At 37.2% G+C, this 14,412-nt stretch carries 13 protein-coding genes and 1 tRNA gene; 8 read left to right on the top strand and 6 right to left on the bottom strand.

Annotated features, from left to right (window positions below):
* Positions 1-3 precede the first annotated feature (3 nt).
* The 5 genes from DYE19_RS06435 (at position 4) to DYE19_RS06455 (ending at position 4,717) form a co-directional block, all read left to right on the top strand.
* Positions 4-80 (top strand) — tRNA-Asp (locus tag DYE19_RS06435).
* Positions 81-290: 210 nt separating this feature from the next.
* Entirely contained in the window at positions 291-1,352 is a 1,062-nt protein-coding gene (gene yedE, locus DYE19_RS06440; RefSeq protein ID WP_115323017.1) for a YedE family putative selenium transporter, read from the top strand.
* A gap of 208 nt (positions 1,353-1,560) precedes the next feature.
* A complete protein-coding gene (gene der / locus DYE19_RS06445; protein WP_115323018.1) occupies positions 1,561-3,093 on the top strand; it encodes a ribosome biogenesis GTPase Der in 1,533 nt (510 codons plus the stop codon).
* 69 nt (positions 3,094-3,162) lie between these two features.
* Complete coding sequence (locus DYE19_RS06450; RefSeq protein ID WP_115323019.1) at positions 3,163-3,558, top strand: HI_0559 family membrane protein; 396 nt, start codon at positions 3,163-3,165, stop codon at positions 3,556-3,558.
* A 67-nt stretch (positions 3,559-3,625) separates the two neighbouring features.
* Positions 3,626-4,717: a YdcF family protein gene (locus DYE19_RS06455; protein ID WP_115323020.1), complete on the top strand. Its 1,092-nt coding sequence runs from the start codon at positions 3,626-3,628 to the stop codon at positions 4,715-4,717.
* Positions 4,718-4,794: 77 nt separating this feature from the next.
* On the opposite strand, the gene DYE19_RS06460 is transcribed toward DYE19_RS06455, so the two are convergent.
* The gene (locus DYE19_RS06460; RefSeq protein ID WP_115323021.1) at positions 4,795-6,201 is read right to left on the bottom strand and encodes a multicopper oxidase domain-containing protein; all 1,407 of its coding nucleotides are present in this window, start codon (positions 6,199-6,201) and stop codon (positions 4,795-4,797) included.
* A 6-nt stretch (positions 6,202-6,207) separates the two neighbouring features.
* The gene (locus DYE19_RS06465; protein ID WP_115323022.1) at positions 6,208-6,930 is read right to left on the bottom strand and encodes a 1-acylglycerol-3-phosphate O-acyltransferase; all 723 of its coding nucleotides are present in this window, start codon (positions 6,928-6,930) and stop codon (positions 6,208-6,210) included.
* A 109-nt stretch (positions 6,931-7,039) separates the two neighbouring features.
* Between DYE19_RS06465 and lpxH the strand changes: the two genes are divergently transcribed.
* Both lpxH and DYE19_RS06475 read left to right on the top strand, forming a co-directional pair.
* Complete coding sequence (gene lpxH, locus DYE19_RS06470) at positions 7,040-7,759, top strand: UDP-2,3-diacylglucosamine diphosphatase (RefSeq protein ID WP_115323023.1); 720 nt, start codon at positions 7,040-7,042, stop codon at positions 7,757-7,759.
* Between the two features lie 3 nt (positions 7,760-7,762).
* Positions 7,763-8,269: a DUF2301 domain-containing membrane protein gene (locus DYE19_RS06475; protein WP_115323024.1), complete on the top strand. Its 507-nt coding sequence runs from the start codon at positions 7,763-7,765 to the stop codon at positions 8,267-8,269.
* Positions 8,270-8,343: 74 nt separating this feature from the next.
* Here DYE19_RS06475 and gshAB read toward each other — a convergent pair whose 3' ends face one another.
* The 4 genes from gshAB to dapA all read right to left on the bottom strand — a co-directional run bounded on the left by gshAB (position 8,344) and on the right by dapA (position 13,694).
* On the bottom strand, positions 8,344-10,617 hold the full coding sequence (gene gshAB, locus DYE19_RS06480) for a bifunctional glutamate--cysteine ligase GshA/glutathione synthetase GshB (protein ID WP_115323025.1): 2,274 nt from the start codon (positions 10,615-10,617) through the stop codon (positions 8,344-8,346).
* A gap of 144 nt (positions 10,618-10,761) precedes the next feature.
* Positions 10,762-11,673 carry a DMT family transporter gene (locus DYE19_RS06485; RefSeq protein WP_115323026.1) on the bottom strand — a complete coding sequence of 304 codons (912 nt, stop codon included), beginning with the start codon at positions 11,671-11,673 and terminating at the stop codon, positions 10,762-10,764.
* A gap of 8 nt (positions 11,674-11,681) precedes the next feature.
* Positions 11,682-12,695, bottom strand: coding sequence for an NlpB/DapX family lipoprotein (gene bamC / locus DYE19_RS06490; protein WP_115323027.1), 1,014 nt, complete (start codon positions 12,693-12,695; stop codon positions 11,682-11,684).
* A gap of 102 nt (positions 12,696-12,797) precedes the next feature.
* Positions 12,798-13,694 carry a 4-hydroxy-tetrahydrodipicolinate synthase gene (gene dapA / locus DYE19_RS06495; RefSeq protein ID WP_115323028.1) on the bottom strand — a complete coding sequence of 299 codons (897 nt, stop codon included), beginning with the start codon at positions 13,692-13,694 and terminating at the stop codon, positions 12,798-12,800.
* 180 nt (positions 13,695-13,874) lie between these two features.
* Between dapA and bcp the strand changes: the two genes are divergently transcribed.
* The gene (gene bcp / locus DYE19_RS06500) at positions 13,875-14,339 is read left to right on the top strand and encodes a thioredoxin-dependent thiol peroxidase (protein WP_049216231.1); all 465 of its coding nucleotides are present in this window, start codon (positions 13,875-13,877) and stop codon (positions 14,337-14,339) included.
* The last annotated feature ends 73 nt before the right edge of the window (positions 14,340-14,412 follow it).

The following is a 14,412-nucleotide window of genomic DNA, read 5'->3' on the forward strand; positions in this document are numbered from 1 at the left end:
TACGGAGCGGTAGTTCAGCTGGTTAGAATACCTGCCTGTCACGCAGGGGGTCGCGGGTTCGAGTCCCGTCCGTTCCGCCAATGAATTCTTAAAGAGAGCCACTTTTTAAAGTGGCTTTTTGTTTTTCAAAATCAATATTTTCCCTTTATCTGACCATTCTTTGTTCGTGTGAAAAATAATTACAAATTCACTTTGCATATTGTGTCCGCATTTCATACAATCTATTCGTTTTTAATTAATTAAAAACATTCACAATTTAATTCAACTTCAGATATCACAAAGGTCTAATTATGAAAATTATTTCTTGGCCTGTGGTTGCAGGTGCTGCACTTGGTATCGTTGCTCCACTTCTAACCTATAATGGCAATCCTGGTAATATGGGCTTTTGCGCAGCTTGTTTCTTACGTGACACTGCTGGTGCTGTTGGCCTACATCAAGCTACTCCACTACAATATATTCGCCCAGAAATCATTGGGTTGATTTTAGGTGCTTTAATCAGCGCATTATTTAGCAAAGAGTTTCGTCCTCGTGGTGGCTCAAGCCCTTTCATTCGCATGATTCTAGGCTTTTTTTCTATGCTTGGTGCATTAACCTTTTTAGGTTGCCCCTGGCGTGCATATCTCCGCTTAGGTGGTGGTGATTTAACAAGCATTGCTGGTATTGCTGGTTTATTCGTTGGTGTATTAGGTGGAATCTTTTTTGCAAAGCGTGATTTTTCTTTAGGAAAAGCAATTGAACAAAATAAATACACGAGCTTTATAGCAATCGCAGTGAGCATAATTTTGCTCGTTTTCTTGATTACTCGATTTAGTTTCGGGGAAGGTTTACCCATTTTCTTCTCAGAAAAAGGCCCTGGTTCACAACATGCAAATATTTGGTTATCACTTGCTTCGGGGGGGCTTATTGGTGTATTAATGCAACGTTCTCGCTTCTGCTCTATCGGCGCGTTCCGTAACTTTATTTTGTTCCGAGATAACTCATTATTAAATGGCGTCATTGCAATTGTTCTGTTTTCGATGATCACCAATGCATTATTAGGTCAATTCAATTTAGGTTTTGAAAAACAACCTATCGCACATAACCAATACTTATGGAATTTCTTGGGAATGTCATTATGTGGATTATGCTTCTCTTTAGGTGGTGGCTGCCCAGGTAAACAATTAGTTCACGTTGGGGAAGGGAATAATGACGCGACATTCTTTATCATCGGAATGTTGCTTGGTGCAGCTACAGCACACAATCTCACTCTAGCAGCATCTGGCGCGGGCATTTCAAATTACACGCCTTATGCACTGCTTGCTGGATTTATTTTCTGTATTTATATTGGTTTTACACGTAAATCAACCATTTAAATACATTCCTTTCAAGATAAAAGTGCGGTTAAAAAATCGCACTTTTTATTATTTGATCGCTTTATTCTCAAGTATTCTAAAATTATTTCCCTATAATCCCATCTGCCCCTACTTGTCCATTTCTCATCTTTCACAGAATCCGCTATAATAGTTTGATTTTTAACTGCGCTATGAATCCATAGGCAGAAATTCTGAATAAGAGGTTTTTATGACAACGCCTGTAGTTGCTCTTGTTGGTCGCCCTAATGTCGGGAAATCAACATTATTTAATCGTTTAACACGTACCCGTGATGCGTTGGTAGCGGATTTCCCAGGCTTAACTCGTGATCGTAAATATGGTCAGGCAAATATTGCTGGTTATGATTTTATTGTTATTGATACTGGCGGTATTGATGGTACAGAAGAAGGTGTGGAAGAAAAAATGGCGGAGCAATCGTTGCTTGCCATTGAAGAAGCCGATGTCGTCTTATTTTTAGTGGATGCACGAGCAGGCTTAACTTCAGCCGATATTGGTATCGCCAACTACTTACGCCAACGCCAACATAAAATCACGGTTGTCGTCGCGAATAAAACCGATGGTATTGATGCGGATTCCCATTGTGCTGAATTTTATCAATTAGGTTTAGGCGAAGTAGAACAAATTGCAGCTTCGCAAGGACGCGGTGTTTCTGCTTTGATGGAACAAGTGCTTGCCCCCATTGCAGAAAGAATGAATACAGAATTGGACGAGCAAAGTGCGGTAGAAAATTCAGAAGTTTCTCAAGATGATGAACAAGACGAATGGGATCAAGATTTTGACTTTTCTAACGAAGAAGATACCGCACTTTTAGATGATGCCCTTGCGGAAGAAGTCGAAGCACAAGATAAAAATATTAAGATTGCTATCGTTGGACGCCCAAATGTAGGTAAATCTACTCTAACCAATCGTATTTTAGGCGAAGATCGTGTTGTTGTTTATGATTTGCCTGGCACAACTAGAGATAGTATTTATATTCCGATGGAACGTGATGGGCAACAATATACGATTATTGATACGGCAGGCGTACGTAAGCGTGGTAAAGTGCATTTAGCAGTAGAGAAATTTTCGGTCATCAAAACCTTACAAGCTATCCAAGATGCCAATGTTGTATTATTAACAATTGATGCCCGTGAAGGCGTTTCAGATCAAGATCTTTCGTTACTGGGCTTTATTCTAAATGCGGGTCGCTCGTTAGTTATTGTGGTCAATAAATGGGATGGCTTAAATCAAGATATTAAAGATCAAGTGAAATCTGAACTTGATCGTCGTTTAGACTTTATTGATTTTGCGCGTGTTCATTTCATCTCAGCACTACATGGTAGTGGCGTTGGTAACTTATTTGATTCAATTAAAGAGGCTTACGCTTGTGCAACACAAAAAATGACTACTTCAATGTTGACCCGTATTTTGCAAATGGCAACGGACGAACATCAACCACCAATGATGAGCGGCCGTCGTATTAAATTAAAATATGCGCATCCAGGTGGTTATAATCCACCAATTATTGTCGTTCATGGTAACCAAATGGATAAATTACCTGATTCTTATAAACGTTATTTATCAAACTATTATCGTCGCAGCTTAAAAATTATTGGTTCGCCAATTCGTTTATTATTCCAAGAAGGTAATAACCCATTTGCAGGTAAACGTAATAAGCTCACGCCAAATCAATTACGTAAACGTAAGCGTTTAATGAAATTTATTAAGAAATCAAAACGCTAATAAAGGACCTCGTAGTGCGTGTTGACATTGTTAGTGCGCACTACTTCCGTTACACAAGGGACAAAACTTATGGCAAATAAAAAAACACTTCTCATTTTTCCTCTTTTAACGCAGTGTCTTTTTTCATTATTTTTGCCATTCTTTAATGCATTTGATGCAACCAATTTAGGTTATGTCTTCCTTCTCACAACAATACCTGCTTTTTTATTTTCTCTTGTTTGTATCCGTTATCAATACCACCAACGTAACCTTGTTCAAATTGCCTTTTTTTCTGGTGTCATTAGTTTCTTTTATACTTTAATAACACTTTCTTTTTTGATTGCCTATGATCCGTTACAAGAAACGCAAGTCTTTTCGTTATGGGAACAAAGTTTAGCAATATTGTTCTACGCAGCAATGTTTGCTTTACCAAGTATGATGTATGCCATGATTGTGATACGTTTATTTTTAAAGAAAGCCCCTTAAGCACATGACAAAATCTATTTTTGTTTAACATGATCTTTTATGTCTTTAACTCAATTAGGAGAACGTTATGAAAAAATCACTTAAGCTTTTCTTGGTTACAACACTCTCTGCTGTAATCGCCAATTCTGCGATCAGTGCAACTGAAGTACAAACGTTACAACCTCAGTTAGACTATCAGCAACTTCTTACTCAACGCCAAGTTGTCGATGAGCTTTTAGAACAAGCGGTAAAAATCCAAAACTCTCCTGCTCGAGTGTCTAACGCAGGTTTTACCGCAAAATTACCAAGTAATATGGAGCGTATTGCGGATTTATTATTGCAAGCTTATGAATTAGAGCCTTATCGAGTAGATTTCTTATTTGGTGCGGCTAATTCAAATATTTACAATGGTAATGTTGACAAGGCCATTGAATTATATGAGAAAGTTTTAACAGTTGCGCCAGAAGATGTTAAAGCACATATTTATTTAACTGCTTGGAATCGCTTTAAAGGCAAGCAAGAGAAATACACCAGTTATGCAAATAAACTTAAACAACTAGCACCTGAAAAATATGCGTTATTAGAAAAAGTATTTAAAACCATTGATAAAGTTGCTTCTGCACCAATCACCGATCATTTAAAAGAGAAACTACCTGACAACTCTGCGATTATTACTTTAGGTTATGCACTCGAATTAGATGGTAGTATGAATAAAATTCTAGTTGAGCGCCTTGAAAAAACACTAGAAATTGCCAATCAAAATCCTCATGCGTTAATTATTGTGACTGGTGGAGTGCCAAAAAATAACCAAACAGAAGGCAAATTAATGAAGCAATGGCTGATTGAGAAAGGAGTTAATGCAAACCGAATTTATGCTGATGACTATGCGAGATCAACGGTCGAAAACGCCTTATTCTCTCGCTATGCTTTGGCCAAACACAACATTAAACAAGCGGTGTTAATCAGTTCAGGTAGCCATGTGCGTCGTGGGCAAGCACTATTTGAAATTGCCTTGTGGGAATCTGGCCCTCAACAGCTCACAATGACAACTGTTGCTTCATTAGATAAACCATTGGAAGAACTACAAAAAATCTCAACTAAAGATTTGCTTGGGATTTATCGCGATAGTTTAAAAGTGATGGGACTGCCTATGTTTAACAGTGGGCCTTTACAAGACTAAGCTGAACTAACTTAAACTTAGTTAAAATGAAAAAACCGTTTTAAACTTACTTAAAACGGTTTTCTTTTTTATCAAATCTATTGTACGACTAATAAGCGTATACAACCTTTATCTGCTAACATTAAGTTGGAAGAGCCAAAAATAAATGGATGATTATTTGAAGACACATTATCGAATTTAACTAAGAGTTGTACTTTACCTGCAATCCAAATACTGTCTTTCCATGCGATTTCATTTAATTCCAATGGCTTATCATCAAGTTTTTCTAATACAAACTTAGCCCCTTGAATACGAAACCCCATTGGTTGAGTTGCGGTTAAAATCCAACGTTCTGTGCTGCCTAATTTAGCAGTAGTGACACGCCTTGGATCAAAGTATTTATCATTTATTGTGCCAGTAGTCACATCGAAGTGAAAATGACGTTCTTGAACAATTTGAGCAGATAAATGTGTCACAGCATCAGTATTAAACTGAGTGACAGTTTGCTGAGAAAATACAGAAGCCAGTCCTTCAGGGCGTAATTCTAATACCGTATTTTCAATCAATTCATCATCACTGGCAAAAAGTGCGGTAAATTTATGCATAAAATGCCGTTTTTCACCCGCAATGAGACTCACATTATCGCCCTCATTTAAATCAATTAAAATCTCAATACGTTCACTTGGTGCCAACAAAATGGATTTGAGTTGTTTAGCTTGTGGTAAGAAACCTTGGTCTTGTGCAATTAAATGCAGATCACGCTCATCATCACAGCGTAATTCGTAGCTTCGTGAAAGCGAAGCATTCACTAAACGCAAACGAACCCAACCTCGAGGCACAGTTAAATAAGGTGCTTCTTGTCCATTTACAAATAAGCGATTACCTAAAAAGCTATGATCATTTTGTTGAAATAACTGTAATCCATTACTATTCAATCGCATATCTTGCAAAATCAGAGGGATATCATTTACGCCGTATTTTTGCGGTAACGGAGACTGACGACTTTTGTTATCTTCAATGATCCACATCCCAACTAACCCACGATAAGTTTGGTAAGCTGAATTCGCTAAAGTGACTGAATGATACCAACAGGTTGCCGCAGATTGAGTGACAGGAATTATCGGTGACCATGTTTCTTTAGGCTGTAAAACACGCCCAACTCCACCAAGTAACTCACCTGACGCTTGTATACCTTGAATATTGAGTGCAACTGCTTGTGACAAATTGTTACGGTAATTGACTTTCGCAAAATCACCTTGACGAATTTTAACTGTCGGTCCTAAGTATTGACCATTAAATCCCCAAACCTCAACATTTTTACCAGACTCTAAGGCATGGTCAACAGCTTGCATTGTCAAAAAAATCGGTCGTCCACGCCGAGTTTCCATTAAAGGGGGGATAAATAAAGGTTGGCGAGTCGCTGCCCAAAGCGAGAGCGGCAAAGTAGAAAGTGCGGTCGCAATAAAACTTTTTTTGAAAAACTGACGGCGAGAAAGTGCTGGCATAATAAATTAGCTCTGTTGGGCAATTTCTGCATCAAGCTCAGTAATGCGTTTTGCCATTAACTCATGACAGTATGCGGCTAACTCACGCACATTATCTTTATCATAACCAGAAATATCAATGGGTGCTAACATTTCACAAATCACTTTACCATTGTCCCAACGGTTTAAGTCGATTTTATTATGTGTCGTTGAACAGACAACTGGCACAATAGGTACCCCCGCAGCGATAGCCGCATGAAATGCACCAGTTTTAAACGGTAACAAGCCACGCCCACGACTACGTGTTCCTTCAGGAAACATCCACACAGATAAATTATCATCATTAATGCGGCGAGCCACTTCATTCATGGTACCATGTGCTTTCGTTCGATTTTCACGTTCAATTAAAATATTGCCCGTTACCCAGTACAATAAACCAAAAAAAGGAACCCAGATTAAACTTTTTTTACCTACGCTGACTGTACGTGGCATCACCATATACGAAATTGTCACCATATCATAATTATTTTGGTGGTTACCAATATAAATACAACGTCCGATTTTTTCTGCATTGTCTGGAAAGCGATGTTCAACTTTTAATCCGAATAATGGGTGAAGACGCCCAAACCAGCGAGCCATAATACCGACATTACTTGGATTTTTAAAACGGATGAAAGAATAAATTGAACCGAAGATACAAATTAAAATACAACAAAAAATGACAACAGTGGCACGAAGTAGTTTTAACATAAGTCTATTCCTTTAAAAATTTGGCTAAGTATAGCGAAATTGCTGGAATATGTGTACAAATCAACATAAAAAATGTGCTACTCTACACAAAAAATCAGGTAGAAAACCAATGAGAAAAACCTATTTTATTGCAGATTTACATCTGAGCGAAAACAGACCGCACTTAACTAAGCTTTTTTGTGATTTTATGCAGAATCAGGCACCATACGCAGAATCCCTTTATATTTTAGGCGATTTATTTGATTTTTGGATTGGTGATGATGAGAGTTCGCCGCTGATCAACAAGGTCAAAGCGCAGATTAAATGCTTAACTCAACAAGGTGTGAAATGTTATTTTCAACATGGCAATCGTGATTTTTTAATTGGTCAACGGTTTGCCCAAGATTGTGGTCTAACGCTTTTACCCACTTACCAACTTATTGATTTATATGGTCAAAAAATCTTACTTTGCCATGGTGATACGCTTTGTATTGATGATATAGCCTATCAACGTTACCGTAAAAAAGTACATCAAAAATGGCTGCAAACGTTATTTTTATGCTTACCATTAACCCTACGCTTAAAAATTGCGGAAAAAATCCGTGCGAAAAGTCAGATGGATAAACGGTATAAAGCAACTGAAATTATGGATGTGAATGCTGATTTTGTCTTAAAGACATTTCAACAATTCAATGTGAATACGATCATTCATGGGCATACACATCGACAAAATATTCACCAAATCCCACCGCACTTTACGCGTATTGTCTTAGGTGACTGGGGAGAAACAGCGTCCATTTTATCTGTAAATGAACAAGGACAAATTCAATTTTTAACAGGAAAGGAATAAAACATGGCAGATCCACACATTCAATCCCCTATGGATATTTGGGATTACATAACAGTTATTTTATATCGCTCAGGCTTCGTTTTAGCAGGTATCATGACACTTATATACCCTTACCACCCACAAGTCGCACATATTGGGCTTTTAATAGCAGCAGTTTGTTGTGCCTCAAGTTTGCATATTTATCTGAAATCTTTTAGGCTAATTTTGCAGATGGCAACTTGGGTCGCGCTGTTATGTCAGCTAATCGGATTTGAACATATCGCCTTAGGTGGTGCCCTGCTTACATTAGGCGGATTATGTTACAAAGAATACTTTTGCTTTCGTATTCTGTTTCTGAATATTCAGCCATTTTTTGTTGCATTATTTTGGTGTATTATCCCACTTAATAATAACTTCGCCATACAAGTGATGTCGGTGATTATTGCTATCCTATTTTTGATTTTAGCCATCAGAAAATGGCAAATGCCTTTATACTTTGATATCGGTGATAAAACAAAATATCAGATTTAGCTGAGCTCTCTTCAGTTAAAAAAGTACCAATTAAAAAGCAGACAATATTGTCTGCTTTTTAGTGATGATATTTCTTATTGAAGCTCTGGAAATAACATTTTAATCACTTGTTGGGTTAAACGACGAGATTTACCTGCATAAGGGAAAATGTGCATCATCATCATTGGATTAAAGTTTGCTTCAATCACCCCCCAAGAAGATAAGTTCTGTTGTGCTGGTTGATTTAAATCAGGAATAATTAAATCTACACCACATACTGCCGCGCCCATTGCTTGTGTAATCCCAACTGCAATCTGTTTATAACTGTCATGCATCTGATCAGTCATATCAATAGAATCGCCTCCTGTACTGATATTTGAATTAGCACGTAGTTGTACTCGTTGCCCCTTCATAGGGATTGCGTCGATTGTTAAACCTTGCTCTTTTAGCTGCAATTGCTCAATTTCGCCTAGTGCAATTTTCTTCAATGGTGTTCGACTGCCATCTCCACGTAATGGATGCTCATTTTTCATTGCGACTAATTCAGCTACGGTATGTTCGCCATCACCAATCACATTCGCAGGCACACGCAATAATACGGCTAATGTTTCATTACCTAACACAAAGAAACGATATTCTGTGCCAACCAAATAGTCTTCGACCATAATTTCTTTATCTTCACGGAAGGCAATTTCGACTGCTTTGGTAAAATCCTCTCGGTTTTGTACCCCTTGCTGGAAAATGGTAATGCCTAGCCCATAATTTGTCGACTTAGGTTTAATCACGACTGCTCGATGCTCAAATAATGCATAGTTCGCAACTGCCTGTTCAACAGATGTAAACTCTCGACTTTGTGGCACATTAAAACCTGCTTTCTGTAGCACTTTTTTTGTCACCACTTTGTTTTCCATAATCAAAGGTGAAATATAACTGTCATGTGAAGTCATGTTGCCATTTTTCACATATTCAATATGTTCACCATGTTTTAAACATAAAAACTGATCATGTTCGTCTAAAATTTCAGTTTGAATACCTTTTTGAATTAAATCAAATAGTAAGGCTTGAGTTGACAATTCCATATTATCAAAAGCAGATAACGCATAAAAACGTTCAAAGGCTTGTGCTTTATATTGTTGTGCGAGTTGTGCACCTAATTGCTGATATCCCCCTGCTTGTTCAATCGCATAGAACAAACGTCCACCAATCGTTTGTGTAGGATCTGCAAACTGACTCAGTTTTTCTTTCACAATGGAATTCAACTCGCTTGGTGCACCAATTTGCTCAAGCATAGCAAGCATTTCTAATAAAAGTAACTCACCTTCCTCAGCATAAGCTGTTTTATCTAATGGATGTTCAAAGGCAACTTCTGCCAAACGTGCTTTCCCTAGTTCGACCGCCTCTTGATCTGCAGTATCCTCCAACCAAATCATTAATAAAGCAAATAAGTGAATAAATTTTGCATCAGCCAAACTAATACCATAAGCTTCAAATGGATTCAGATCAAACAAACGAAATTCAAGATATTGAATGCCATTTTGCAATAATTCTCTCGCTTTTTTGGCACCACGCAAACGGACATTTGAATAAAACTCTTTCTCTGCAATAAGTTTACCATTTGCGACCCAATGCTCTAATGTATCAACATATTGTTGGACACTATCAAAAGATACTTTAATCTCAGGATCATTCACATAACCATAACGACTTGAGCGTAAACTACGCACATATTCACCTGCTTTTAAGGGCGATACACCGCTAAAATAATTCCCCTCGACAGTGGGTGTCGCAGCGAATAGATATAATAAAACCCATTGATAACGTAAAAAGTTTTTCGCCATTTTCAGATACAAATCATTCTGAAAATCAACCGCACTTTGATAAGTATTCTGTAAAGAAAATAACGTTGAAATTAACTCAGGGGAAAGCTGGAAATTGTAATGAATACCGCTGACCATTTGTTTATTTTTGCCATATACTTTGACTAAATATTCGCGATAGGCAACATCTTCAGGGTTATCCAATTGTGCAACTTGAATGTACTGTTCTGCTGGTAGCCCAGCAGGCATACTGAGTGGGAAAATATATTCATCATCAGATAACGAACGTTGCACGACCTCATGGATAGCAGACAACCAACGATACGTATCTTCCAATTTTTTATTTGGTGGGGTAATTAGCTCTAGCTGGCTTTCAGCAAAATCTGTCTGGATATACGGATGATAAGAGCGATTACCAAACAAACTTGGATGTGCAGTTGTTACGATGGAACCATCTGCATACACACGCTGACTCTCTTTTTCTAAACCAAATGAGCCTTGTTGGAATAACAACCCCAATTGATTTTGTTTAATCATTTGCTGAATTTTCATTTGCTTTCTCTATATTAAAAGAACGACGTGTTCTAGATGAATAAAATTAAACAATAAAATGCAAACTACGAAGGCAATTTATTGTATTTTAAAAGCGATTAAACAACAGGTTACACTATTTTAAGTCGTATTCTAAAAAACAGCCTAATTGAATTTACCTCTTAGACAACAAACACAACCTAAAATGACTAATAATGCGCCTCCACCTTGATATAAACTGATTACCTCATCTAGGGTAATATAACCAACGACTGCGGTAGAAAGTGGCACAAGTAGTTGAATAATATTAAAAGTGACTATACCTTGTGTTTTCATAATAAAAAATGACATAAGCATCCCTGTCATCATACCATAGACACCCGCTAAGCTCAGTCCAATTAAGGCACCAAAACTTACATCAGTTAAATTAAAAATCACTTCACTTTGCCATGCCCAAATTAAATAAATAACGCCTGACAAAAACGCAGTAAATGCACTGATGATAATAACATTTAAACCGCCTGCAATATTTTTGACCACTAAATTTTGAATTGATTGAATAAAAATAGCTGTCGTGAGAAATAACGCCCCTAAAATAAAGTCATTCTCAACCGCACTTTGCTTACCATAAAAGACAAAAAGTAAGGAGCCAATAATTAAAATAGCGCTGCCAAATAAGAACTTTACATTAGTCACTTTCTGCCGTTCATCAGGATAAAAAATAGCTACCATTAATACTGATAACGGCATGGCTAATACACCAAAAACACTTCCTGATAAAGCAGAAGTCTGTTTCATTCCATGAATAAAGAAATACATATTCCCTGTCATAAAACAGGCTAATATCAATAATTTCAATAAATATCGATAGTCTTGTAAAACAAGTTTGAGCTCTGCTCTAAATTTTAACATGCAGATTAAAATAAAAACGCTGCCCCCTGACAAAAAGCGGACAGCGTTGTTATTTAGTGTATCGAAGTGAATGCTCATATAGCGCATAATGGGAAAACCAATTCCCATTAATACAATATAACTTAAGCGAACAAACCATTCATTGCTTAAATTGAGCATTCTCATTTTGGCTGTTATCTCGCTAGGACATTCTGTAAAGCTTGATATACTGCTTGTGCTTGAGCACCTGAAAGGGCTTTACCATCTTCGTCCGTCATCACAACTGCACTTTGTTTTCCTAGTGCACTTAACTGCATAAAATAAGTCCCTTTATCTAAACCAGTGCTTGTTTCTGAACTACCAAATGGCCACCACCAACTTTTCGCCCCTACAGGACTGTATCTTAATTCTCGAGAACCACGACCAGCTACTTCATCTTTAATACTAAATTCAAGCTGTGGCAACACTTGACCTAGCTTTGCCCAAGCTTGATTAAAAGGTGCTGCTAACACTAAAGCCTCTCGGCCGTTACTGTCAGTCGCAAAGCTCGATTGAATAGGTGCTAAATTAGTATTACTCAACGATTGTTCTTGTTTTTGATAGGCTGAATTTAATTCGCCGACTAATTGATTTAAACGATCTGAACTATAACGCTGTTTATCTACCATATTAGGAGTAAAAATTACATCATCACGCTTCATTTGTAACACGGAAATAAAGAGTGCACTATAACCACCTGAGCTGACTTGCTCGATTTCATAACGAATTTGTGTTTTGCCAATATCATCACTCCGCCCAGTTGTTGTCCAATCCGTTATAATTTTATTACCATCTAACTTATACTCTACACCTTGCTCTTTTAATAAACGCTGAACTTGTACTAGACTATATACTTGTTGTTTGTCTTCAGGATAGGCAATAAGTGCTCGTTCACCATCAAATTGAGCAATTGAGTTTTGAATAATCGCTAATGGGTTTTCAGGTGGACGGATATCAATGTGTTGTGCTTTTTTTACTTTAATCTGAGGAAGTTGATAAGTGGTATCTTGTTTCGGTAAATTCACACCACCAGTAGCTAAAGGCATAAATGCAGGTAGTGCATCATCTGAATTTTGATAGGTATCATTAGCTTGTTGTTTACTTTCATTGCTTGCAGAACAAGCTGCAAGTGTAGTAATAAGTGCAAAAGGGAATAACCACTTTTTCATAAAATTTTTCCTTCATTTTAATTTTTAAATTACCGCACTTTGACAGTGAAATGATAAAAAAGTTTAGGGTCTTATAATACAGACCCTAAACTAATCGGTGAATTAAATTAATCCCGCTATTTTCAATGCATTTTCAACTTTAGGTTGCAAAGATTCACTTAATGTAGTTAAAGGCAAACGTAAGGTTGGTGTTTCAATCAAGCCTAAACGATATGCAGCCCATTTAACAGGAATAGGATTAGATTCAACAAAAAGATCTGTATGTAACGCCATGAGACGTTGATTAATCACTTCAGCCTCATCAAATTTACCAGCTAATGCTAAATGACACATTTTTGCCATATCAGCTGCAGCAACATTGTTTGTGACAGAGATCACACCTTGTCCACCTAATTTCATTGATTCAAGACCTGTTGCATCATCACCACTTAAGAAAATAAAGTCCTCTCCAGCAAGTTCTTTAATCTTTGCAACACGAGTTAAATCACCTGTTGCCTCTTTGATACCAACAATATTTTTAATTTGTGATAAGCGTCCTACAGTCTCAGGCAATAAATCGCTGCCAGTACGTCCAGGGACGTTATATAGGATTTGAGGTAAATCTGTACATTCTGCAATTGCTTTAAAATGTTGATACATTCCTTCTTGTGTTGGCTTATTGTAATAAGGTACGACAGAAAGGCAGCCCGCGACACCACTATCATTTAAGAGTTTTGTCATTACAATTGCTTCACTTGTCGCGTTCGCGCCTGCACCTGCAATAATCGGAATACGCCCATCGGCAAATTCAACTGTTTTTAAAATTGTTTTGACATTCTCATCAATACTTAATGTAGCCGCCTCACCTGTCGTCCCCACCGAAACAATCGCATCAGTACCCGCATTAATGTGATGCTCGACTAAATTTTTCAGTGCTACAAAGTCAATCTCACCAGAGTTGTCCATGGGTGTCACAATTGCAACAATGCTACCTGAGAATAAATAATTATTTGCTAACATAACGCCTCCTGAGCATATTTATAAATTTGAAACTAGTTTTCATTTTGAATGATATTCATTCTATTGTTTGTTTTGTTGAGTTTGCTTGTAAATTGTAGTTTAAGATCGCTAAAATAGTCTTAATTTGCAAGTCATTTTTGAAATTTTTTATCTAAACTTATTTTTCATAGGGAGATTTTGATGAAAATCTTACAAATTGGAGCTTCTGCACCACAATTCACGCTTTTAAATCAATATAATGAGCCAATTTCTCTAGCACAATTTGCTGGTAAAAAAGTGCTCATTTATTTCTATCCTAAGGCACTTACACCAGGTTGTAATACTCAAGCCTGCGGCTTACGTGATAGTAAGACAGAATTGGAAAAATTAGGTGTAGTCATTTTAGGGATTAGCCCTGACTCACCTGAAAAACTGGCTAAATTTACTGATAAGAAGGCACTTAATTTTCTTTTGCTTGCTGATCAAGATCATCAAGTGGCAGAGCAATTTGGCGTATGGGGAGAAAAGACATTTTTAGGCAAAACGTATCATGGTATTCACCGCATCAGCTTTTTGATCGATGAAAAAGGTAAAATAGAACAAGTTTTTACTCAATTTAAAACCTCAAATCACCACCAAGTTGTATTAGATTATTTGACCAAATAAACTTCTCAAAAACTCACCGCACTTTAACAAAATTGTTGTTTTCCAAAGTTTGAAATATCAATGGAAGTGCGGT

The sequence above is a fragment of the Pasteurella canis genome, from assembly GCF_900454865.1.
GTDB lineage: Bacteria > Pseudomonadota > Gammaproteobacteria > Enterobacterales > Pasteurellaceae > Pasteurella > Pasteurella canis.